This window comes from Aeromonas sp. 2692-1, from assembly GCF_013085505.1.
GTDB lineage: Bacteria > Pseudomonadota > Gammaproteobacteria > Enterobacterales > Aeromonadaceae > Aeromonas > Aeromonas hydrophila.
Genome location: NZ_CP038513.1, coordinates 1,307,448 through 1,326,689 on the forward strand (window position 1 = coordinate 1,307,448; position 19,242 = coordinate 1,326,689).

Genomic DNA, 19,242 nt, shown 5'->3' on the forward strand with positions numbered 1-19,242 from the left:
GCCTTGCGGCGGGGCCTCATCTCTTCTTATCGCAGTGGCCGGAGGCTGACATGCTCAAAATTGCCGATCACACCTTCTCATCGCGTCTCTTTACCGGCACCGGCAAGTTTGCCCGCCCGGATCTGATGGCCGCCGCCATCGAGGCGAGCGGCTCCCGGCTGGTCACCATGGCCATCAAGCGGCTCGAACCGGGCAAGGCCCACGACGATATCCTGAGCCCCTTGCTGCAACTCGGGGTCAAGCTCTTGCCCAACACCTCCGGTGCCAAGACTGCCGCCGAGGCGGTGTTTGCCGCCCACCTCGCCCGCGAGGCGCTGGGGACGAACTGGCTGAAGCTGGAGATCCACCCCGATCCTCGTTACCTCTTGCCCGATCCCATCGAGACGCTGAAAGCCGCCGAGCAGCTGGTGAAAGAGGGCTTTGTGGTGCTGCCCTACTGCGGCGCCGACCCCGTGCTCTGCAAGCGGCTGGAAGAGGTGGGCTGCGCCGCCGTGATGCCGCTCGGCGCACCCATCGGTTCCAATCAGGGGCTGGTAACCCGGGAGTTTCTCTCCATCATCGTCGAGCAGGCCAATGTGCCTGTGGTGGTGGATGCGGGGATCGGTGCCCCAAGCCACGCCGCCGCCGCCTTTGAGCTGGGGGCCGATGCCGTGCTGGTCAACACCGCCATCGCGGTGAGCGGCGACCCGGTCGCCATGGGCCGCGCCTTTGCGCTCGCCTGCAGCGCCGGTCGCAGCGCCTATGAGGCGGGCCTCGGCGCCCGCGCCCTGCAGGCGCAGGCCTCCAGCCCGCTCACCGATTTTCTGGGGGTGTTATGAGTCAGGGATTTGCTATCACTGGGGGAGATTCTTCCTCCCCTCTCCTTTTGGGAGAGGGGCTGGGGGTGAGGGCAGAGGCAGATTCGGTGCTTGAAGGGGGCGAGCCTTGCACTCCTCCCCCTCCCAAGGGGGAGGCCGGGAGGGGGTTGGATTTTGCCAATCGCTGGCAGGAGCTTGATTGGGACGATATCGGCATGCAGATCCGTGCCAAGACCGCCGCCGATGTGGCACGCGCCCTGAGTGCCCCGCGCCGCACTCTGGCCGATTTTATGGCGCTGATCTCGCCAGCCGCCGAGGTCTATTTGCCGCAGATGGCGGCCGAGGCCGAGCGGCTGACCCGCCAGCGTTTTGGCAACACCATCGGCTTCTATGTACCGCTCTATCTGTCGAACCTGTGCGCCAACGACTGCACCTACTGTGGCTTCTCCATGAGCAACCGCCTCAAGCGCAAGACCTTGAATGCAGAGGAGATTGAGCGCGAGTGTCTGGCCATCAAGGCGCGCGGTTTTGACAGCGTGCTGCTGGTGACCGGCGAGCACGAGCACAAGGTGGGGCTCGCCTATTTTCGCGAGGTGATGCCCATCATCCGTCGCCACTTCAGCACGGTGGGGATGGAGGTGCAGCCCCTCTCGCAGGCCGAATATGCCGAGCTGAAGAGCCTCGGCCTCGACGCCGTCATGGTCTATCAGGAGACCTACCATGCCCCCACCTACGCCCGCCACCACCTGCGCGGCAACAAGCGGGATATCGCATGGCGCCTCACCACGCCGGATCGGCTCGGCCGCGCCGGTATCGACAAGATAGGTCTGGGGGCGCTTATCGGTCTCTCCTCGGACTGGCGTGCCGACAGCTACTTTGTCGCCGAGCATCTGAGCTGGCTTGAGCGCCACCACTGGCAGAGCCGCTACTCACTCTCCTTCCCGCGCCTGCGTCCCTGCACCGGTGGGCTGGAACCTGAAGTGGTCATGTCGGATCGCCAGCTGGCCCAGCTTATCTGCGCCTGGCGCCTCTTCTCGCCCACGCTGGACTTGTCGCTCTCTACCCGCGAGTCCGCCACCTTTCGCAACGGTGCGGTGCGCCTTGGCATCACCCAGATGTCGGCCGAGTCGCGCACCCAGCCGGGTGGGTATGCGGAAGGGGATGCAGAGGAGCTGGAGCAGTTCGCCATCCACGACGATCGCCCGGTGGGGGAAGTGGCCGCCGCTGTGCGGCAGGCGGGGTTGCAGCCGGTGTTCAAGGACTGGGAACCCTTCTTGGGCCGATAGGGGCGGCCACGCCCCTTGGCCGGTGGCATCTGGGCGTCCAGCCAGACTCCGTGCCTGTGGCAAGCAGGCACGGCTTCGCCGTGCAGGATGCGAGGCCGTTGGCCTCGAAGGGGTTTCGCCCGCCCTTCGGGCTTGGGCGAGTAACTTTTCTTTGCGTGGCCAAAGAAAAGTCACCAAAAGAAAGGCCACCCCCGCTTATTCGCCCGACTTACGTCGGGTTCCTTCGGCTCACCCGCCTGTCCGACGGCACGCGCCGACGGGCCATCCATGGCCCGGCGCCGCTCGCTCGACATCCTGTTTCGCGGCCTGGACAAGCGGGATCGCCTCAGCGAATAAGAGGGGGAACCAAGGTCATGTCCACCTCTTTGCTCGAGTCAGATGCCACTCTTGCCATTATGGGAGCTGCTAGCGATTCAATCCTTACTGTGGAAATGAGATGTATGTTTCTGTATTAATTGACAAATAACACTGTTTGTTGTCTCCTATCTGCCGTTGCCGCCTTCCACTTCTCTTGCTTAGCCGCATGCAAGCTCGCAGAGGCCCTGTGAGGGATGTCAGTGTCCAACACTGTCGTTTTCGGACGAGGAGGCTGCCATGAAACACAAATGTGTTCCTGTACGGCGCTACCAACGCTTTCGTTTTGGTCGCTGGGAAGATGTGTGCAAACACTATCGCTCCCTGCCCAATCGGTAAGTGAGGTATACCAAGGCGGCAACATCTTCATTATTTCTCTCCGTGCTGTTATGCACTGATCATTTTCTGATAGTGTTCTTCATCTCCTGTTTTTTCAAATATGTTTTTGAAAATGTCTAGGAAGCGTTGATAATCACCGACACTGATATCTGTTATATTGATCGCATCAGAGTGAGAAGAACGATTTAAGTATCTATAAAGAACTTTGAATTGATGATCTGTTTGCTCTAATGCTGTAATTACCTTATGTAATTTGTCATTCTTGTGTACAAATGCAAAATAATGTTCAAGTATGTTTCTCATTGCATTTGGAATAAGTGGAGACCAATTCCCAGTTTCTTTGAAGTCTCTAATGGCAAGCCAATAGAGTTCATAGTCATTTTTAATTTCATCCTTTCCGAGAGAATGTATGTTACTGTATTCATCTTTCTTAACCCGATAGAGGTCATACAATTTTTCGAATTTATTAGATTCCGATTGTTTTAGTAGCTCATGGTAAAAAAATAAATTATGAGTCAAGACAATAGATTGACCATAGCTTTCTTCAAATATATCCTTGTGAATCATTGTGGCAACATCATATATATAATTTGATGATAGGCTGGATATGGGATCATCAATAACAATAGTTTTTTCATTTTTTGGAGTAGTGCAATCGTCCTTGTTTATGTCACCTTTAACTAACTCAATGAAATAGACAAGTGTGATTAATGTTTTTTCACCTTCACTAAGAGTATGATATACCGCGTCTGTTTCACCGCCCCTATGAATGAAATATGTTCCATCATGATGTTTAACTAATTCAAATCTATCTAAACCTATAGATTTGAGTCTATTATTGATCGCGTCTAAGGCAGAATCGATGCCAACAATACTTCCAGCAAGATCTCTAATATCTTTATCTATAGCTGCAAGTTCACTTTTTAGTTTTACAACAATGTTATGATTCTTTTCTATTTCAGAGTCATTTACTTTTAATTCTTTTTTATAATCAGAAAAGACACTACTCAGAGCTTCATTTATCAATCCCCAAAATTGTTTTTCTATATTGGACTCAGTGACTTTTTTCTGTGCTAACTGTGAACTAAATGCATCAATCTCTTGCCTGGCCATATCAATAATGGCATTTATTTTTCCAGCCAATTGCTCTTGGTCAATTAGAGTTATGACTTCTATGGGGTGTTTTATTTTATGCACAACCATATCATTGTTTTTCTCTATGGCGTCAATGAATGCTTTCCGAGCACTCTGGTATTCTTGGTTGCTTTCAATGTAAGCTAATTTGTCACTATTTAAGTACTCCTTGATAGAGTTAATATACACTTCATATTCTTCTTTATATTTTTCAAGGCTAGATATTGCATCTTCATAATGGGTGTCGAAAACTTGTTCAAGTTGCTCTTTAAATTCACTTGTAGGTGTCTTCTGACAGAATGGGCAGACATTCGTATGTTCAATATACTTACGCCCATCTCGAACCCAATGTTGGCTATTCAATTTCTCTATAAGTGATGATAAATAAGAGGTTGATGTATTTACGAGAGGAGAACCAAGTAGAGTATTGATATTGACATCTGTTTTATGAATAGTTATAAAATCAGGTTTAATTGGAATTTCAACTGAGAAAGCATCGATTTTTTCTTTTTCTTTTATTAACTCATCTAGTGTGAGTTCATTAATTTTACGGCCTGATTCGGCTGCACTAAAGAACGAGGCTTTTTGAGCTCTTCCTTTTAGACAGTATGATAAGGCATCATGTTGGTAATGCTTTTTATGTGAATAAACGGAATCTTGATGTTTTTTTAGAATGTCATCTCTTGACTGCCTAATTTCATTTCTTTGGATTTCAGCTTTACTGATTTGAGCAGATTTTAGTTCCCTCTGTTTTTCTAGCTCCTCTATAGTTGCTTGAGCATTTGAATCATCCTTTCCAACTGTAAATACACCCGGTTGGGAGGCTGATTCATAAAATGATTCTCTAATGAAGTCGCTGTTATAGACATAATATCTTGTCTTTTCATCGCTTTGGACATTGGATTGTTGGCTAAGCTGCTCTCCTTTTGCATGGGCACTTATTAGGCGACCTATGGTACTTTTTCCACTACCATTCTGCCCAAAGAAGATTGTTCTTTGTTTACTCAGTGTTATTGTTGTGGGTGTTGTAGGATGATATGAGGTAATATTTTGGAGTGTAATTGATCTGATCATTTTTATACCAAAATTAAGTTGTTCAAACTAAAGATATAAATACACTTATCAGTTTACTGTTGTGCAAGTCTCATATGAAGTGCAGATATGTTGAAATGTGACGTATCTATGACTTCGAAGATGTTAGAGCACTTAATTAATATGTTTGACTAAAGCATGGAGTTGAAGGGGGAGGTTGCCATGACCATCATCCACCTGTGACAGATAAGCCTAGAAAATCCACCCTGCAATAGAAATCAGCCTGTTGGAACAAGAGAATAAATAAGTGCATCCATAGGCTGCCCATGAAGAAAGATGCGATTTCTTGCCAAACACTCAAAGGTGGCCCCGGCGGCGATGGCAACGGCTTCGCTGGCGGTGTTGTCGACCCCCATCACGATCTCCAGCCGAAATAGGCCCAACTGCTGAAAGCCAAAGTCACGGAGCAGGGCGACCGCCTGTCGGGCGATGCCGCAGCCTTGGCGGGATTGCCGTACCCAGTAACCGATATTGCCGTAGCGATGATGGGGCGACAGCTGGTTGATACCTGCGCCACCCAAGAGCTGGCCGGTGGCGGCGCAGAAGAGGCCCAGGTCAAAGGCGCGTACCGCCGCGCGATCCTGATCGCAGGCAGCAAACCAGGCCAGCGCCTGCTCCCGGTTGAACGAGGGAGTGCACCAGCTCATCCAGCTGCCGACCGTTTCGATGGATTCGTGGGCTGCGCGGACAAACTCGTCGGCATCGCCCGGTTCGAAGGGGCGAATAACGAGTGTGGCGTTGACAAGGGGCTGGAATGTCATTGGCTGTCCTGCGTTGTCAGAGAGTAACGGCGCCCTCCCGAGGGGCGGTTTGGTGGCTTTTCACATCTGGTGTCGTCCAGAGCAAAGCAGCTGGCCACCTTGGGAGATGGGGGGCAACACGATCCTGTTGAACCTTGAGCAAACCTACCCTAACGGGATCGGGTGGAGCCTGGCCACCCTTTTGTGCCCTCCGCTTCGCCAGTCTCTGTCGCCCTGTGGTGGTGGGCGCATCGACCCCGCCGGGGTTTGTCTCTAGCATAAGGAAGATGCGGGGCAGGGGCTCCGCCATGCGGGCGGTGGTTGATGCCCGTTCACGGACTTCTGGCGGAGAGAAAAGATGAAGCTGCGTTCCTTGTTGATGGTGGGGGCCCTGTTGCTGGGCGGTTGTGCGGTCAATCCCTACGGTGGCACTCAGGCTCCTGTCAGTGAACCGGACCAGCCAGTAAGCCAGCCGGACAAGCCGGTGACCAAGCCGGATGCCGGGGCGCCGCTGCCCAAGCCGGTGGCGCCGACCGCTCTGGCGCTGGCCATGGCCGATGCCTTTGTGCAGGCTCCCGAGGTGCGGGAGCTGGCGCAAGCCGGCCAGCCGGTGCTGCTGCTCACTCCGCCCCAGAACGGCACCGGTGAGCCGGTGGACACCCGCGCCATGGCGGCAGCCATGAGCAAGCGGATCCAGAGCAAGAGCGGTTTTCGCTTTGTCGACCCGGGTCAGGTGGCGGCCATCACCGGCCAGCTGGAGTATCAGCAGGGCAGGATGAACCCGGCCTCTCTGGTGCGGCTCGGTCGCCAGACTGGCGCCGGCTACATGCTGTACGGAGATCTGGTGGCCGAGGGCAGCCGCTATCGGCTGTCGATGACCCTGATGGAGCTGCGCAGCGGCGAGCTGCTGTGGAGCGGCAGTCGCTCCGCCAGCCACTGAGGATGCCGAAGGGCTGACAGGTTTGTCAGCCCTTCACGCTTTGGGCGGGGCCAGCAGGTTGAGATAATCGAGCAGCGAGAAAGGGTGTGCAAAGCCAGTCAGCTTGGCCAGCCTGTCCAGCTCTGTCTGTCCAACTTGCTGTAACTGTGCCTGCTGAGCCGGCGTGAGCGTCGTGGATCTTGCCTTGATCAGGGCATCGAGCAAGGCGCGGTCTCCGGCGACTGCCTGATGGAATGCCTTGATCGCCAGGGCCTCTACCTCTGCGGCGGTGCAGCGTTCCATGCTCTTCTCATGCAGGTAAACAAGCACCGTCACCTGCTGTTCTTTTTCCAGCGACCAGAAGCGATCCTCTTTGGGAGGCAACGCGGGTTTGTGGCGGGCCTTGCTTGCCTCACAACGCGCAAATGCTGGATCCAGATCGTGCAACGACAGGGCCATGGCGCTCTGGCTTGTGGTCAGCAACAGACACAGTGCACCCAAGGCCGAGCTGAGAAGCGTGGGTTTGGCCTTGCCCTTGCGATCGGTGGTGAGTGGCGACAGCGGCCTCATACCTGCTTTTTCAGAAAATAGGTGGTATGCCCGGGCGGCATGTCCGGCAGCTCGCCAAAGACCTGATAACCCTGCTTCTGGTAGAAGGGCAGTGCCTGGAAGCTGGTGGTTTCCAGATGAAAGTTGCTGATGCCCTTGCTTCGGGCGTACTGCTCCATGGTGGCGAGCAGGCGGCCGCCCCAGCCATCCTGGCGGATGCGCTCATCAATCCAGAGCCAGTCCACGTGCAGCCAACCCCACTTGAGGTCGGCGGTGATGCCGCCGTGCACCTTGCCCGCTTCATCCTTGATAAAACTGGCGATGTGCTCGCGCAGGTGGGTGCCGGCCTGGCTGATGTTGTAGCCCGACAGGCCGATGCGCAGCGCGTCGACATCCTGCTCGGCAGGGGGTTGGGGTGGGGTCAGGTGCATGGTCTCTCCAGAGCCGGGTAAAGGGCCTCTATCCATAACCGTTCAGACTCAATGTGGTCAAGTGATTGCCCGACCTCAATGGCTATCAGCCTGCTGGGCGGGCAACCCGCGTCACAGCTGCGGGAAGTAGCAGGCGGCCATGTCGACCGGGTGATCGGGGCTGCCGGGCAGGTAGAAGTGCCAGCCCGCATCGGTGAAGGCGCGCAGCTCGCTCTCCACGAACTTGAGGGCGAGGCTGAGGGCCTGCAGGGCATCGACGCCATAGATGAAGGTCTTGTTGCCAAGGCCGTCCAGCTTCACCTTGCAGCGCCAGTCACCGCCGGCGGACTTGGGGTCCGGCTCGGGGGCGCGGATGGCAATCTTCACGGTCAGCTGTTCTCCCTCGATGCTGATGGCATCGAAGCGGGCTTTCACTATGGCTCTCTTCATCTGGACGATCCTTTTCCGGGGGCCGGCGCCTGTCTGGCCGGGGGCTGATGGTCGGTGAGTCGGCCGTCAGTGGCAGACTCAGGAAGGTCAGCCTAATGGATGCGGGCGTCGCAAACAACGGGCGCAGCGGCGCTCTGTGAGGCAGGGTGCATATCCGGGCGCCGCTGCTCTTTTGAGCGACGAGGGGCGGGGCAAGCGCTATTTTCCCGCATTGCTTGATGCGCATCCATGAATGGCGGGATCCCTCGCTGGCTCGGCGCCATTCCCGGCACGATAATTGGGGCAGGCGCCAGCCCGGTGTGCGCCTCTCGTCCCCCGGATCCAAGGAAACCGCATGGCTCTTTCGGTCAAGCAACTATATGAAGTGATGGCCCAGCTGCCCGACCCCGTCTTCATCCTGAGCGAGGATGGCTACTACATCGAATACATCGGCGGGGTGGAGCAGCAATCCTACCAGGATGGCAACCCGCTGACGGGCAAGCGGCTGGCCGATGTGCTGCCCGCCGCCATGACCCGCTGGGTGATGGAGCAGGTGACCCTGGCGCTGGATTCGGGCCAGGTGCAGGTGGTGGAGTACGAACTGGCGGCGGTGGAGGTGGAGGGGATCGACGCCTCGGTCGGGCCGCAGGGGATGCAGCACTTCGAGGGCAAGATTGCGCCGCTGCCCTCCCGCTACGATGGCAAGCGGGCGGTGGCCTGGGTGACCCGCAACATCACCCGCCAGTACGAGCTGCAGCAGCGGCTCAAGCTGCAGAGCGAAACCGACCAGCTGACCGGCCTCTACAACCGCCGCTATTTCTTCGAGCACTGCCGGCAGCGGCGGGCGGGGGAGGCCCCCTGCGCGCTGGTGATGCTGGACATCGATCACTTCAAGCAGATCAACGATCGCTTCGGCCATCAGCAGGGTGACCGGGCGCTGCAGCGCTTCTGCGCTTGCGTGGCCGCCCAGCTGCGGGCGGACGATCTGTTCGTGCGCAGCGGTGGCGAGGAGTTTCTGATCCTGCTGCCCGGCATGAGCGAGCCGGATCTGCTGGCGCTGGCGGAGCGGATCCGGGCGGCCGTGGCGGCGCTGCCGGCAGATCCGGCGGCCTTTACCGTCAGCCTGGGCACCACCCTGGTGCGGCCGGGGGAGGAGATCAATCAGGCGCTGGCTCGCGCCGACGAGTGGCTCTATCGGGCCAAGCGGGCGGGGCGCAACCGGGTCGCCCACTGCCCGGTGGCAACCGGCGATCAGGGGTGAAACCGGGGTCGGCAACCCTCTTATATATGGCGGCCAGCCCGGCACCGATATATCGGGTGCTGCGGGTACTGTTCGCTGCATAATTAACTGATATTTATAGGCTGATGCTGTTAATATTAACGGGCCACTCTCTGGCCTTATTCAAGTTGTTGAACAACTCATCGAGGTTTTGTCGTTATGTTACCAGACGGAGCTGAATTGATTATCTTGAGGCCGAAATGACACATCTTATTTCCTTTTGAAACAATCCGATTCAAACAGTCATGAATTATTAACCTTGACCTTTATGGCGATTTCAACGATGGTAGCGTGGCATCCCCGTTTCCTCTTGGTGATCATGTTGATCGCAGGCGGGCTTGTTTTTTCTACGATCCGGTCGATATGCCGCTGCATATCACCAGCCTAATTACACGGGCCAATAAAATAAAAGATGACAGATTAATAAGGTGTATATCGCAATGAGTGTTGCTATTGCTGAAAAGAGTAATCCCGCATCAAAGTTGAAATGGGAGAAAAGTGATTCGGTATGGACCATGGGCTTATATGCCACGGCGGTCGGTGCCGGTACACTGTTTCTCCCAATTACCGTTGGCAGTAATTCGCCGGTTATTTTGCTATTTATATTATTGATGGCATTTCCGCTTTCTTATTATTCCCATCGGGCATTGAGTCGTTTTGTATTATCCAGCTCCCACCGGGAAGGGGATATTACCCACGTGGTGGAGGAGCACTTCGGTGCGCGGGCGGGCAAGCTGCTGATGCTGGTCTACCTGATGGCCTTCTACCCCATCATTCTGGTCTACAGCATCTCCATCACCAACGCGATCCAGAGCTTTGTGGTGCATCAGCTGGGCAATGCAGAGATCCCGCGCGGCCTGCTGGTGCTGGGGGTGATGCTGGGGCTGCATCTGGTGCTGCTGGCAGGCAAGCAGATCGTGGTGTCGGCCATCAGCGTGCTGGCCCTGCCCATGGTTGCCTTCCTCATCGGTCTCTCCATCTATCTGCTGCCCCAGTGGAGCCTCTCCTACTTCAGCGAGAGTCAGGGGGTGGACTGGCGTGACCCGGCGTTCTGGAAATCCCTCTGGCTGATCGTGCCGGTGATGGTGTTCTCCTTCAGCCACGCGCCCATCATCTCCTCCTTCAGTGCGGCGCAGAAGAAGCGCTGTCAGGCGAGCGCCGACCAGCGCGCCAAGCGGATCATCAAGTGCAGCAGCCTGCTGATTTGCGGCAGCGTGCTGTTCTTCGTGGTGAGCTGCGTGATGAGCCTGAGTCAGGCCGAGATGGCGCAGGCCCGCATCGACAATATTTCGGTGCTGTCGGCGCTGGCGAACAAGTTCTCCAATCCGCTGATCGCCTACGTGGGGCCGCTCATCGCCATTCTGGCCATGTCCAAATCCTTCCTCGGCACCTCCATGGGGGTGAGCGAGGGGACGGTGAGCATGGTGAACGGTGCCTGTCAGGGGCTGGGGCTGTCGCTGCGTGAAGCGACCATCGCACGGGTCTCGTCGGTCATCCTGTTCGTGGTGACCGGGGTGATTACCTACTTGAACCCGAACGTGCTGGAGATCATCGAGAAGGTGAGCGGGCCGCTCATCGCGGTGATCCTGTTCTTGCTGCCAGCCTGTTCCATCTATCGTCTGCCCGCCCTCAAGCGTTATCGCGGGGCGAGTACCCTCTTCGTGCTGGTGATCGGGCTGCTGGCCATCTCGGCCCTTATCTACGATCTGCTGTGACGGCGGATCCCGCACAAGTCAAAAAGGGCGACCCATGGGTCGCCCTTTTTCTTGGTGTTGCCGTTAGCCGAGCAGGGTGGAGACGCTCTGGCCGGCCATCAGCAGGCCGATGGCCAGGGCGCTGAACCAGACCAGGGTGGCGCTCACCAGCAGGTAGCCGCTGGCGACGAACAGGCCGTCGCGCTGCAGCATGCCGATGGCCAGCAGCAGGATGGCCCAGGCCGGCATGGCGTTGGTGAAGGGGATGGCTCCGAGCGGCAGCATCAGCAGCAGGGCCGCCAGCATGATCAGCAGGCCGTTGCAGCGGTTGATGGTACTGCTGCCGGTCAACAGCAGCAGGCGCGGGCGGATGAAGCGATCGATGCGGGCCAGCAGATCCGCCCCCTTGTGCAGGGTCGGCTTGAGCTGCTCGGCGGCGAAGCGGCGCTCCATCAGGATAGCGGGCAGCCAGGGCACCCGGTTGAGGGTGATGCCGATGCCGATGAACAGGATCAGCAGGCCAAACGGGGTGCTGACGCCGGGGATGGAGACCGGCAGCAGGAAGGGCACGGTGAGCAGCACGCAAAACAGCAGCATGCCCTGTTCGCCGACCAGGGCCAGCATCTGGCGCAGGCTGATATGGCTATCCTCGATGGCGTGGGCGGTGGCCCGCAGGGTATCGGAGAGCTTGTTCTGGGGGTCGTTGAGTTGCGCGGCAACCATTCCCTGATGTCCTTCTGGTGAGTTGAACCGGCTCACCATGAGCCGATTGCGCGCCAGCATACGTGGCACAGGTTAATCCGGGATGAATAACCGCAGGCGCGGATGTGCCGTCTGTTCGGCAGGCCACCAGTGGTGGCGACAGAGTGTGATCGCCCCGCTGAAAATCGCTTGATACAGGCCGGGTTTAGGATGGGGGCCAGTGGGCTCTGATATGCTTGACGGGCACTGATGCAGCGCACGGAGGAGCCGTGATGAAACGAGCAGGGATCATGATGATGGGGCTGTTGTTGCCGCTGGGGCAGGCCTGGTGCGCCGAGGGGGAGGCCGCCCTCGGCTGGCAGGTGACGCCGTTCTTCGGCTACAGCTCGGCCATCGACTTCGAGGCCAATGACGACCCCAAACCGACGCCTGTTTCCACCCGGCTGGAATCCTTGCAGGGGGAGCGTTCCGGCAGCTGGGGCCTGTTCATCAGCAAGGAGGTGGATGACCCCGGCATGATAGAGCTGCTCTACAGCCACCAGTCCACCCGCCTCTCCCCCGATCAGCCGGAGCGGTTGACGGTGGACACCCTCCACTTCGCCGGGGCGCTCACCCTGTCGGATAACCTGATGGCTCCCTACATCGGCGCCGGGATCGGCGCGACCCGCTTTGCCGCCTACGACAGCGACGTCGCCCCCTCCATGTCGCTGGCGCTCGGGGTGCAGCCGCGCCTGACCGAGCATCTGGCGCTGCGGGCCGAGGTGCGCGGTTATGGCTCGCTGGTCAACGACAACAGCCAGTTTCTCTGCAACCCGGACCAGTGCGTGTTCAAGGTGCGCGGCGAGCTGGTGACCCAGTGGCAGGCCAATATCGGCCTGACCCTGCGGTTTTGAGCCCCTTGCACCGCAGCGACTTGCTGCCCCTGCCTCGTACACTGCCCTCGCTGTCGACCCCGCGGCTGCTGCTGCGGGCATTGGATGCCGGGGACAGTGCCGATCTGTTCGCCATCTACGGGGATCCCCTGGTCATGCGTTTCGTCGGCGAGCCACCGTTTCCCTCCCTCGCCACAGTGGCGCAGATGCTGGCGAGCGTCGCGCGGTTGCAGGCTGCCGGCGAATCGCTGGAGTGGGGGCTGGTGGCGCGCGACAGCGGCCGCCTGATCGGCACCTGCGGCCTGCACAGCTTTGCGAATGAGGCCGGTCTGCGCCAGGCAGAGGTGGGCTGCATGCTGGCTCGCAGCCACTGGGGAGAGGGATGGATGGCAGAGGCGCTGACCGCCCTGATCGCCTATGCCCGCCAGCTCGGCATCGCCACCCTAGTGGCGGATATCGAGCCGGACAATCTGCCCAGCCAGCGGCTGTTTCGGCGGCTGGGCTTTGTCTGGCAGCAGACTACCTGCTACTGCTTGTCGCTTGAGGGGGTCACACCAGACCACGGGTGAGGCGGCTGAGCGGCTCGTTGACGTCGAACAGCTTGAACTGCACCGCGCTGGCGCCCATGGCGAGCACCCGCTGCTCGTGCATGGTGGCGTAGGCGAGGGCGCTCATCTCATCCTCGAACAGATAGATGCCACCCGCCTCGCCGGTGCGCGGGTTTTCGGTCCAGATCTTGGAGATGAAGCCCGGCTCCCGGGTGATGGACTCGGCCAGCGGCATGGCCGCGGCGCTGAGGGCCGGTCCCATCAGCTCGGCGGGGAAGTTGAAATGGATCTGCAGCAGGCTGGGCATGGTGAACCTCTTGTGGGCGTTGAATGACTAAGCCCGCATCATAGGAAGCCGGCATCTTGGCTGCAAGAAGGCACATTTTCGTGGCATAGTTACCGCAAAGTAACCACTCGCGAGCCATCCCTTGCCCTCACTGCCCTGTCCTGCCTACCGGGTGCTGCGCCTGCTGGCCGGCAAATGGAAACCGGCCATCCTGTTTCATCTGCGCGTGCAGACTCTGCGCTTTGGCGACCTGCGCCGCAGCCTGCCCGAGGTGAGCCAGAAGGTGCTCACCGCCCAGCTCAAGGAGCTGGAGAGCGACGGCGTCGTCATCCACACCCTCTACCCCGACGTGCCGCCCCGGGTGGAGTACAGCCTGAGCCCGCTCGGCCTCGCCCTGCTCCCCCTGCTCCAGCAGATGCACGACTTTGCGCTGAGCCACGGCTCTCTGCTGGCGCAGAGCGAAGCGGGGGCGGCCCGCGAGGAGCCCCATCTAGGCGAGCCCAGTTAATCCCGCGCCGGCCAGACCATCAGCCACTCGGCGCAGCCGGTGTGAGGATCCACGCCCTCGGCCGCCACCTGAAACCCTTGTGAGCGATAGAAGTCGCACGCGGTCCGGTTCTGCTGATAGACCTGCAGCCGCAGGGTCGGCAACTGCCGTTTGGCGTGCTCGAGCAGGGCCTTGCCCAGCCCTTGCCCCTGCCGCGCGGGGGCCACGAAAAGGGCGGCCAGAGTACCCTCATGCAGGGAGTAGAAGCCCAGCACCAGCTCACCCAGGCAGAGCAGCTGGCTGTCGGCGGCGGGCAGATAGATCTCCCGCATTGGCGCCAGGTTGGCGTGCCAGTAGGCGGGCTCGATGAAGTGGTGGGCCTGCAGGGAGGCCTCCAGCCAGATGGCGAGGACGGCCTCGGTGTCGGCCGGAGTGAAGGGGCGGATCTGCATGGGTGTCTCGTCTGGAATCATCACAAGGGAGGCATGGTAACAGCACAGGCCCCGTCGTCACCCGGCGGGTAGCCAAACTGCTACCCCCATAACAAAACAGGCGACCCGCAGGTCACCTGTTGCCGTTAGCCGGCGTAGGGGAGGGAGGAGTGGTGCAGCACGATGCGCACCTTGCCGTCGTCCCCCTTCTTGAAGCCCCAGGTCTTGTCGACCGTGGTCTGCTTGTTGTCTCGGTCGGTCAGGTGCACCTTGCCCATGGTGAGGGCCATGTCGCCGTTGATGTAGACGGCGGCGTTGTCGTAGTTGTAGCTCTGCCAGTTCTTGAGGGCGAAGCCGGTGTCGGCGGGATAGGCCTGATTGTTGCCGACGAAGTAGGCCAGCGCCCCTTCCTGATTGATGCGGAAGGTCTGTTCGCCGCCGGCCAGGGTCGGTTTGAACAGCACGGGGCCATGGTGGTAGCCGTAGGCGCCGTCGAGCACTGCGGTGGCGGTGGCTCTGGCCTTGTCGATACCGCCGCTGCGGTAGTCGTCGCTGATCTGGATCAGGGCCTTGCCCCAGGCATCCTGCGCGGCCTTGATCTCGGCTTCGGTGATGTTGTTGTTGGCGATCTGGGCGGCGCTGAGGGAGCCGCTGGCGGCGAGCAGAACGAGGACAAGGCCGGATTGCTTGGTGAACAGCATCTTGGTGAGCAACTTCATACGGTCGTGACTCCTGGGTGTCGCGTTTAAGGAGTCCCGGAGTTTATCTATCTACGATGAATAAAAATTGAACCCACCATTCAGCCTTGAGTGGGGAGGGATCGGCCTCCCTCCCATCCCCTGTTCCCCTCAGCGGGCCCGCAGCAGCCAGCGACTGGCTGCCCCCAGCGCCAGCAACCGGTAGCCGAGCAGGGAGAGCGCCAGCAGCGCCGGCACCTTCAGCAGCTCCCACCACACCTGCTTGCCCTGCGGGCCGAAGATCATCAGCCACACCACCAGCATCATGTGCAGGCAGTAGAGGCCCAGCACCTTGGGGGCCTGGCGTTCGAGCCAGCTGCCCCGGCCCCAGCCCGGGTTGGCCAGCAGCAGGCCGAACAGCCCCAGCGCCCAGGGGAGCGAACCCAGCAGGAAGTCGTGGCGGTTGAGGGGCACGGCGGCCAAGCGCAGCAGGCCCGCGGCCTCCAGGGCGTAGAGCCCCATCCCCGCCGCCATCAGCAGGGCGCAGTGCCTGGCATCCGGCTGCCAGGCGCGCAGGCTCAGCTCGGCGCCAAGGGCCACGAACAGCAGCGAGAAGAAGGGGCCGTTGCGAGTCAGCAGGGCCCACTCACCCCCCAGCAGCGGCGGGCCATAGGAGCCGCCGAGCAGGGCCAGCCCGTAGAGCAGAACGCCCAGCAGCAGGGCCAGCCGGGGCAGGCGGGCCTGCTGGCAGAGCGCCAGGATCAGCACCGCCAGCATCAGGGCGGGCAGGAACCAGAGGTGGATCATGCCGCCCACCCACCAGGTGTTGAGCGGATCCCCCAGCTGCATCTGCCACTGGCTCGCCATGGCCGGCAGGTAGCCCTCGCTCACCGCCGCGAGCGGGTTGAAGGGGATCAGCACGTAGAGCAGGCTCCACGCCAGCCAGAGTCCCAGCAGGGGGCGGCAGTAGCGCAGCGCCACCGTCAGGGGGTGACCTGCGGCGAGGGCGGGTTGCAGAAAGTAGCCGGCGCAGAGGAAGAACAGCGGCACCGCGAAGCGGCAGAGCTGGTTGATGACGCCCCCAAGCCAGAAGTAGAGGGTGCCGTCCCACAGGGTGGGGTCGAAGGGGTTGCTGAAGGGGGAGAGGTGAATGGCCATCACCGCCATGATGGCCACTACCCGTCCGCATTCGATGCTGGAGATGCGCATGCTGCCTCTTGCCGCTTGGGTTGAGGGCGCACCCTAGCAGCCGCAGGCGATCCTCATCCAGCCGTCAGGCCGGCAACTGTGACCCCCATCGGCGGCCGGTTACCCTTTGTTACCCGAGGTGCGGGCAAGGTTACCGCCGCCGAGAGACAGATCCCGTTTTGCCGTCGGTAAACGCGCTAGAGCTGGGCCACCAGCACGGTGACCAGGGCGCCCAGCAGCAGCAGGGCGATGCCGCGCGCGGCCGGGCCGTGCAGCTTGTTCCACATCAGCAGGCTGGTGAGGGCCAGCAGCAGCATGGCCAGCGCCGCCAGATCCCCCACCAGCTGCCACGGCAGGCCGGTGCCCATGCCACGGTGCAGCCGGTTGAGGCTGGCGGCGAAGTTGGCCTGCTGCAGTTCGGTGCGCACCAGCAATGTGCCCGCCACATAGCTGGCAGCCACGCTCTGGCTGAGGGTGACGCCGCGCATCTCCCAGCGGGCCGGCAGGGTGAGCGGGCCGTCGGGGGTGGGCAGGGTCTGGGGCGGGGTGAGCTGGACGCGCCCCTCCTCGAACCCTGCTGCATAGCGTTGTTGCAGCAGGCTTTTCAGCTCATCCGGGCTGCTCAGCGGCGCGCTCAGCACTATCTCTTCGCTGGATTTTTCGGTGTGGGGGCCGGGCAGCGGCAGCACGGCCCTGTGTTGCAGCCAGAGGCCGGTGAGGCCGTAGAGCAGCATCAGGGTGAGGGTGGCAAAGCCGGCCCAGGCGTGGATGCGGCGCACCCACTTGTTGTTGTGCAGGGGGAGTTTTCTGCGTTTCATCGCTCGGTGCTTCATAAAAATCTGGCCAGCGGAAGCTGGCCAGAGGGATCGGGAAAAGGCGGGGATCAGAAGCGGTAGGCGGCGCTCAGATGTAGCTGACGGGGTGTGCCCGGCATGATCTGGGAGGCGCTGGTGGCGCTGACGAAGTAGTCGTGATCGGTCAGGTTCTCCACGCTCAGCTGGGTTTCCCACTGCTGCCAGCGGTAGCCGGCACGGGCATCGAAGCGGGCGTAACCGGGCAGGGTGGTGGTGTTGGCGTTGTCGGCGAAGCGATCGCCCACCGCGGTCACCCCGGTCTCGCCGAACCAGCCCTGCTTGCCGCTCTGATAGCCGGCGAACAGCTCGCCGTTCTGGCGGGAGACGTTCATCGGCCGCTTGCCTTGCAGATCGGCGTCCGCCTTGACCTGCTCGGCATCCTGGATGGCGATGCCGCCGCGCAGGTAGACCTCGTCGGTCAGCTGGGCGCGGGCGCTCAGCTCGATCCCCTCGGTGCGCTGCAGACCGGTGAGGATCACCTTGGTGGGATCCAGCGGATCCTTGCTGCGCTTGTTGTACATCTCCAGCCGGTAGAGGGAGAGAGTGGTCGCCAGCCGGCCATCCAGCCAGTCGCTCTTCACGCCGCCCTCGTACAGCCGGGTGTGCTGGGGATCCAGGTTGTTGTTCTTGTCGCCCGGGGTGATGCCGATAAGCTCCCCGCCCACCGGGGTGAAGGTCTTGCTGTAGGAGGCGTAGAAGGCGTGCTCCTCGATCGGGTTCCACACCAGGCCCAGACGCGGGCTCAGGCTGGTAACCGAGACGGTCTCCTCCTTGTTGAGGTCGTTGCGGCGGCTGGTGACGGTGAAGTCGTCGCGGCGCAGACCCGCCAGCAGGTGCCAGTCACCCAGACTGAGCTGATCCTGCACATAGAGGCCGTAGCCACGCACCTTGTGGTTGGCATCGCTGGAGAGCTTCATGGCGCCGTCGTAGGTGGGCAGAGAGCCCGGATCATAGAGGTTGCCGGCCGGGATCGCGGTGGCGTTCTGGTAGAGCTTGGGGGTGCGCTCCTGCCAGTTCTGCTCGAAGCCCACCAGCAGACGGTGCTCGACGGGGCCGGTCTGCAGCTGGCCTTCGGCCTCGGTGTTGCTGATCAGGCTGTTGGCCTTGAGATCCTGCTGCCAGCGGGAGCGGGTCACCTGATCTCCCTTCACGCTGGTGACATAGGTGTTGTCGAACTGGCTGTCGAGGCTGGTGTAGCCCAGCTGCTGGCGCAGTTGCCACTGATCGTTGATGTCCCAGGTAAGGCGCGAACGGGTGGACTGGGCCACATCGTCGATGAAGTCGCGGCGGGTATCGCTGTAGACATACTCCTTCGGCACGTCGGCCGGCCGGCCGTTGACGCCGGGGATGCCGCGATCCGGGGTGCGGTCGTGCTCGTTGCGCTCGTACTGCAGCAACCAGTTCAGCTTGTCGTTGATCTCCCAGTTGACGGAGGGGGCCAGCAGGGTGCGCTTGCTGGTCACGCCGTTGCGAAAGCTGTCCTTGTCTTCCTGAGCCAGATTGAGGCGCACCTGCACCTGCTCACCCGCTTCGCCGTTGAGGTCGGCGGCCAGCCGGCGGCTGTCGAAGCTGCCGACCTGAGCGCTGACGCTGGACTCCAGCCCCTTCTGTGGTTTCTTGCTGACCCGGTTGACGATGCCGCCGGTGCTGCCACGGCCGTAGAGCACTGCCGCCGGCCCCTTGAGCACTTCGACCCGCTCGGTGTTGCCAAGGTCGCGGGTGTACTGCATGTCGTCGCGAAAACCGTCCAGATAGAAGTCGTTGCTGGCGCTGAAGCCGCGGATGTTGACCCCGTCGAAGCGGGTGTCACCGCTGGCGTTGACGCCGGGGATGCCGGTCAGCGCCTCACTCAGGGTGGGCTGGCCGAAGGCGGTCAGCTCGCTCGCCTTGACGCTGTCGATGGCCTGCGGCACCAGCTTGGCCGGGGTGTTGGTGCGGGTCGCGGTGGCGACCTCTTCATGTTGGCTGCGTTTGCCGACCACTGTCATGCTCTCGTCTTCGGCGTGTGCGCCGGCGCTCAGGGCCAGCAGGGCGACACTCAGCAGAGTGCGCGGGTGGTGAGGTGTGTGCATGTTGCGTGTTGACTCTTGAAGAAGCGACCTGATGGTCTGAACTTGTTGATTTATTTGTAATTATTTTGTTTTCTCCCATTTGGGAGGATGCTAATGATATTGA

At 60.2% G+C, this 19,242-nt stretch carries 20 protein-coding genes; 8 read left to right on the plus strand and 12 right to left on the minus strand.

Annotation, left to right across the window (positions count from 1 at the left end; translation table 11 throughout):
* Positions 1–50: 50 nt before the first annotated feature.
* Together E5E97_RS06410 and thiH are read left to right on the plus strand one after the other, a co-directional pair.
* Positions 51–818 carry a thiazole synthase gene (locus tag E5E97_RS06410; RefSeq protein WP_171280002.1) on the plus strand — a complete coding sequence of 256 codons (768 nt, stop codon included), beginning with the start codon at positions 51–53 and terminating at the stop codon, positions 816–818.
* Entirely contained in the window at positions 815–2,083 is a 1,269-nt protein-coding gene (thiH, locus tag E5E97_RS06415) for a 2-iminoacetate synthase ThiH (RefSeq protein ID WP_171280003.1), read from the plus strand. Before E5E97_RS06410 ends, thiH begins: the two co-directional genes overlap by 4 nt.
* Before the next feature lie 741 nt (positions 2,084–2,824).
* Here the strand turns inward: thiH and E5E97_RS06420 are convergent.
* Together E5E97_RS06420 and E5E97_RS06425 are read right to left on the minus strand one after the other, a co-directional pair.
* The gene (locus tag E5E97_RS06420; RefSeq protein WP_171280004.1) at positions 2,825–4,984 is read right to left on the minus strand and encodes an AAA family ATPase; all 2,160 of its coding nucleotides are present in this window, start codon (positions 4,982–4,984) and stop codon (positions 2,825–2,827) included.
* A 236-nt stretch (positions 4,985–5,220) separates the two neighbouring features.
* The gene (locus E5E97_RS06425) at positions 5,221–5,763 is read right to left on the minus strand and encodes a GNAT family N-acetyltransferase (RefSeq protein ID WP_171280005.1); all 543 of its coding nucleotides are present in this window, start codon (positions 5,761–5,763) and stop codon (positions 5,221–5,223) included.
* Positions 5,764–6,100: 337 nt separating this feature from the next.
* Here E5E97_RS06425 and E5E97_RS06430 point away from each other — a divergent pair, with 337 nt between their 5' ends.
* Positions 6,101–6,682 (plus strand): penicillin-binding protein activator LpoB, encoded by a 582-nt coding sequence (locus tag E5E97_RS06430; protein ID WP_171280006.1) that lies wholly within the window; start codon positions 6,101–6,103, stop codon positions 6,680–6,682.
* 33 nt (positions 6,683–6,715) lie between these two features.
* Here E5E97_RS06430 and E5E97_RS06435 read toward each other — a convergent pair whose 3' ends face one another.
* The 3 genes from E5E97_RS06435 to E5E97_RS06445 all read right to left on the minus strand — a co-directional run bounded on the left by E5E97_RS06435 (position 6,716) and on the right by E5E97_RS06445 (position 8,070).
* A complete protein-coding gene (locus E5E97_RS06435) occupies positions 6,716–7,231 on the minus strand; it encodes a hypothetical protein (protein ID WP_101150858.1) in 516 nt (171 codons plus the stop codon).
* Positions 7,228–7,641: an N-acetyltransferase gene (locus E5E97_RS06440; protein ID WP_117405468.1), complete on the minus strand. Its 414-nt coding sequence runs from the start codon at positions 7,639–7,641 to the stop codon at positions 7,228–7,230. Before E5E97_RS06440 ends, E5E97_RS06435 begins: the two co-directional genes overlap by 4 nt.
* A gap of 111 nt (positions 7,642–7,752) precedes the next feature.
* Positions 7,753–8,070, minus strand: coding sequence for a hypothetical protein (locus E5E97_RS06445; RefSeq protein WP_158198148.1), 318 nt, complete (start codon positions 8,068–8,070; stop codon positions 7,753–7,755).
* A gap of 334 nt (positions 8,071–8,404) precedes the next feature.
* Here E5E97_RS06445 and E5E97_RS06450 point away from each other — a divergent pair, with 334 nt between their 5' ends.
* A complete protein-coding gene (locus E5E97_RS06450; protein WP_043125689.1) occupies positions 8,405–9,310 on the plus strand; it encodes a sensor domain-containing diguanylate cyclase in 906 nt (301 codons plus the stop codon).
* A 458-nt stretch (positions 9,311–9,768) separates the two neighbouring features.
* Positions 9,769–11,043 (plus strand): amino acid permease, encoded by a 1,275-nt coding sequence (locus E5E97_RS06455; RefSeq protein ID WP_024945675.1) that lies wholly within the window; start codon positions 9,769–9,771, stop codon positions 11,041–11,043.
* A 63-nt stretch (positions 11,044–11,106) separates the two neighbouring features.
* Here the strand turns inward: E5E97_RS06455 and E5E97_RS06460 are convergent, their stop codons facing one another.
* Positions 11,107–11,745: an exopolysaccharide biosynthesis protein gene (locus E5E97_RS06460; RefSeq protein WP_043167020.1), complete on the minus strand. Its 639-nt coding sequence runs from the start codon at positions 11,743–11,745 to the stop codon at positions 11,107–11,109.
* Between the two features lie 251 nt (positions 11,746–11,996).
* On the opposite strand from E5E97_RS06460, the gene E5E97_RS06465 reads away from it, so the two are divergent.
* Positions 11,997–12,617: an outer membrane beta-barrel protein gene (locus E5E97_RS06465; RefSeq protein WP_118882041.1), complete on the plus strand. Its 621-nt coding sequence runs from the start codon at positions 11,997–11,999 to the stop codon at positions 12,615–12,617.
* Between the two features lie 5 nt (positions 12,618–12,622).
* Positions 12,623–13,165, plus strand: a complete 543-nt coding sequence (locus E5E97_RS06470; RefSeq protein WP_162902104.1) for a GNAT family N-acetyltransferase — start codon at positions 12,623–12,625, stop codon at positions 13,163–13,165.
* Here E5E97_RS06470 and E5E97_RS06475 read toward each other — a convergent pair.
* The gene (locus E5E97_RS06475; protein WP_118882039.1) at positions 13,146–13,451 is read right to left on the minus strand and encodes a monooxygenase; all 306 of its coding nucleotides are present in this window, start codon (positions 13,449–13,451) and stop codon (positions 13,146–13,148) included. The genes E5E97_RS06470 and E5E97_RS06475 overlap by 20 nt on opposite strands.
* Positions 13,452–13,572: 121 nt before the next feature.
* Here E5E97_RS06475 and E5E97_RS06480 point away from each other — a divergent pair, with 121 nt between their 5' ends.
* Entirely contained in the window at positions 13,573–13,938 is a 366-nt protein-coding gene (locus E5E97_RS06480) for a helix-turn-helix domain-containing protein (protein ID WP_118882038.1), read from the plus strand.
* Here E5E97_RS06480 and E5E97_RS06485 read toward each other — a convergent pair.
* The 5 genes from E5E97_RS06485 to E5E97_RS06505 all read right to left on the minus strand — a co-directional run bounded on the left by E5E97_RS06485 (position 13,935) and on the right by E5E97_RS06505 (position 19,139).
* A complete protein-coding gene (locus E5E97_RS06485) occupies positions 13,935–14,369 on the minus strand; it encodes an N-acetyltransferase (RefSeq protein WP_118882037.1) in 435 nt (144 codons plus the stop codon). The two genes, E5E97_RS06480 and E5E97_RS06485, sit on opposite strands and share 4 nt — an antisense overlap.
* Positions 14,370–14,494: 125 nt before the next feature.
* Positions 14,495–15,067, minus strand: coding sequence for a hypothetical protein (locus E5E97_RS06490; protein ID WP_029301822.1), 573 nt, complete (start codon positions 15,065–15,067; stop codon positions 14,495–14,497).
* Positions 15,068–15,196: 129 nt separating this feature from the next.
* Positions 15,197–16,234, minus strand: a complete 1,038-nt coding sequence (locus tag E5E97_RS06495; RefSeq protein ID WP_118882036.1) for an acyltransferase — start codon at positions 16,232–16,234, stop codon at positions 15,197–15,199.
* Positions 16,235–16,410: 176 nt separating this feature from the next.
* Positions 16,411–17,031, minus strand: coding sequence for a PepSY-associated TM helix domain-containing protein (locus E5E97_RS06500; protein ID WP_162902050.1), 621 nt, complete (start codon positions 17,029–17,031; stop codon positions 16,411–16,413).
* Between the two features lie 65 nt (positions 17,032–17,096).
* Positions 17,097–19,139 carry a TonB-dependent siderophore receptor gene (locus E5E97_RS06505; RefSeq protein ID WP_118882034.1) on the minus strand — a complete coding sequence of 681 codons (2,043 nt, stop codon included), beginning with the start codon at positions 19,137–19,139 and terminating at the stop codon, positions 17,097–17,099.
* Positions 19,140–19,242: the final 103 nt, after the last annotated feature.

What these genes read in the sequence shown, in the direction of transcription:
- E5E97_RS06410 (WP_171280002.1), top strand. Translation starts at nt 51, where the DNA reads ATGCTCAAAATTGCCGATCACACCTTCTCATCGCGTCTCTTTACCGGC.
- thiH (WP_171280003.1), top strand. Translation starts at nt 815, where the DNA reads ATGAGTCAGGGATTTGCTATCACTGGGGGAGATTCTTCCTCCCCTCTC.
- E5E97_RS06420 (WP_171280004.1), bottom strand. Translation starts at nt 4,984, where the DNA reads ATGATCAGATCAATTACACTCCAAAATATTACCTCATATCATCCTACA.
- E5E97_RS06425 (WP_171280005.1), bottom strand. Translation starts at nt 5,763, where the DNA reads ATGACATTCCAGCCCCTTGTCAACGCCACACTCGTTATTCGCCCCTTC.
- E5E97_RS06430 (WP_171280006.1), top strand. Translation starts at nt 6,101, where the DNA reads ATGAAGCTGCGTTCCTTGTTGATGGTGGGGGCCCTGTTGCTGGGCGGT.
- E5E97_RS06435 (WP_101150858.1), bottom strand. Translation starts at nt 7,231, where the DNA reads ATGAGGCCGCTGTCGCCACTCACCACCGATCGCAAGGGCAAGGCCAAA.
- E5E97_RS06440 (WP_117405468.1), bottom strand. Translation starts at nt 7,641, where the DNA reads ATGCACCTGACCCCACCCCAACCCCCTGCCGAGCAGGATGTCGACGCG.
- E5E97_RS06445 (WP_158198148.1), bottom strand. Translation starts at nt 8,070, where the DNA reads ATGAAGAGAGCCATAGTGAAAGCCCGCTTCGATGCCATCAGCATCGAG.
- E5E97_RS06450 (WP_043125689.1), top strand. Translation starts at nt 8,405, where the DNA reads ATGGCTCTTTCGGTCAAGCAACTATATGAAGTGATGGCCCAGCTGCCC.
- E5E97_RS06455 (WP_024945675.1), top strand. Translation starts at nt 9,769, where the DNA reads ATGAGTGTTGCTATTGCTGAAAAGAGTAATCCCGCATCAAAGTTGAAA.
- E5E97_RS06460 (WP_043167020.1), bottom strand. Translation starts at nt 11,745, where the DNA reads ATGGTTGCCGCGCAACTCAACGACCCCCAGAACAAGCTCTCCGATACC.
- E5E97_RS06465 (WP_118882041.1), top strand. Translation starts at nt 11,997, where the DNA reads ATGAAACGAGCAGGGATCATGATGATGGGGCTGTTGTTGCCGCTGGGG.
- E5E97_RS06475 (WP_118882039.1), bottom strand. Translation starts at nt 13,451, where the DNA reads ATGCCCAGCCTGCTGCAGATCCATTTCAACTTCCCCGCCGAGCTGATG.
- E5E97_RS06485 (WP_118882037.1), bottom strand. Translation starts at nt 14,369, where the DNA reads ATGCAGATCCGCCCCTTCACTCCGGCCGACACCGAGGCCGTCCTCGCC.
- E5E97_RS06490 (WP_029301822.1), bottom strand. Translation starts at nt 15,067, where the DNA reads ATGAAGTTGCTCACCAAGATGCTGTTCACCAAGCAATCCGGCCTTGTC.
- E5E97_RS06495 (WP_118882036.1), bottom strand. Translation starts at nt 16,234, where the DNA reads ATGCGCATCTCCAGCATCGAATGCGGACGGGTAGTGGCCATCATGGCG.
- E5E97_RS06500 (WP_162902050.1), bottom strand. Translation starts at nt 17,031, where the DNA reads ATGAAACGCAGAAAACTCCCCCTGCACAACAACAAGTGGGTGCGCCGC.
- E5E97_RS06505 (WP_118882034.1), bottom strand. Translation starts at nt 19,139, where the DNA reads ATGCACACACCTCACCACCCGCGCACTCTGCTGAGTGTCGCCCTGCTG.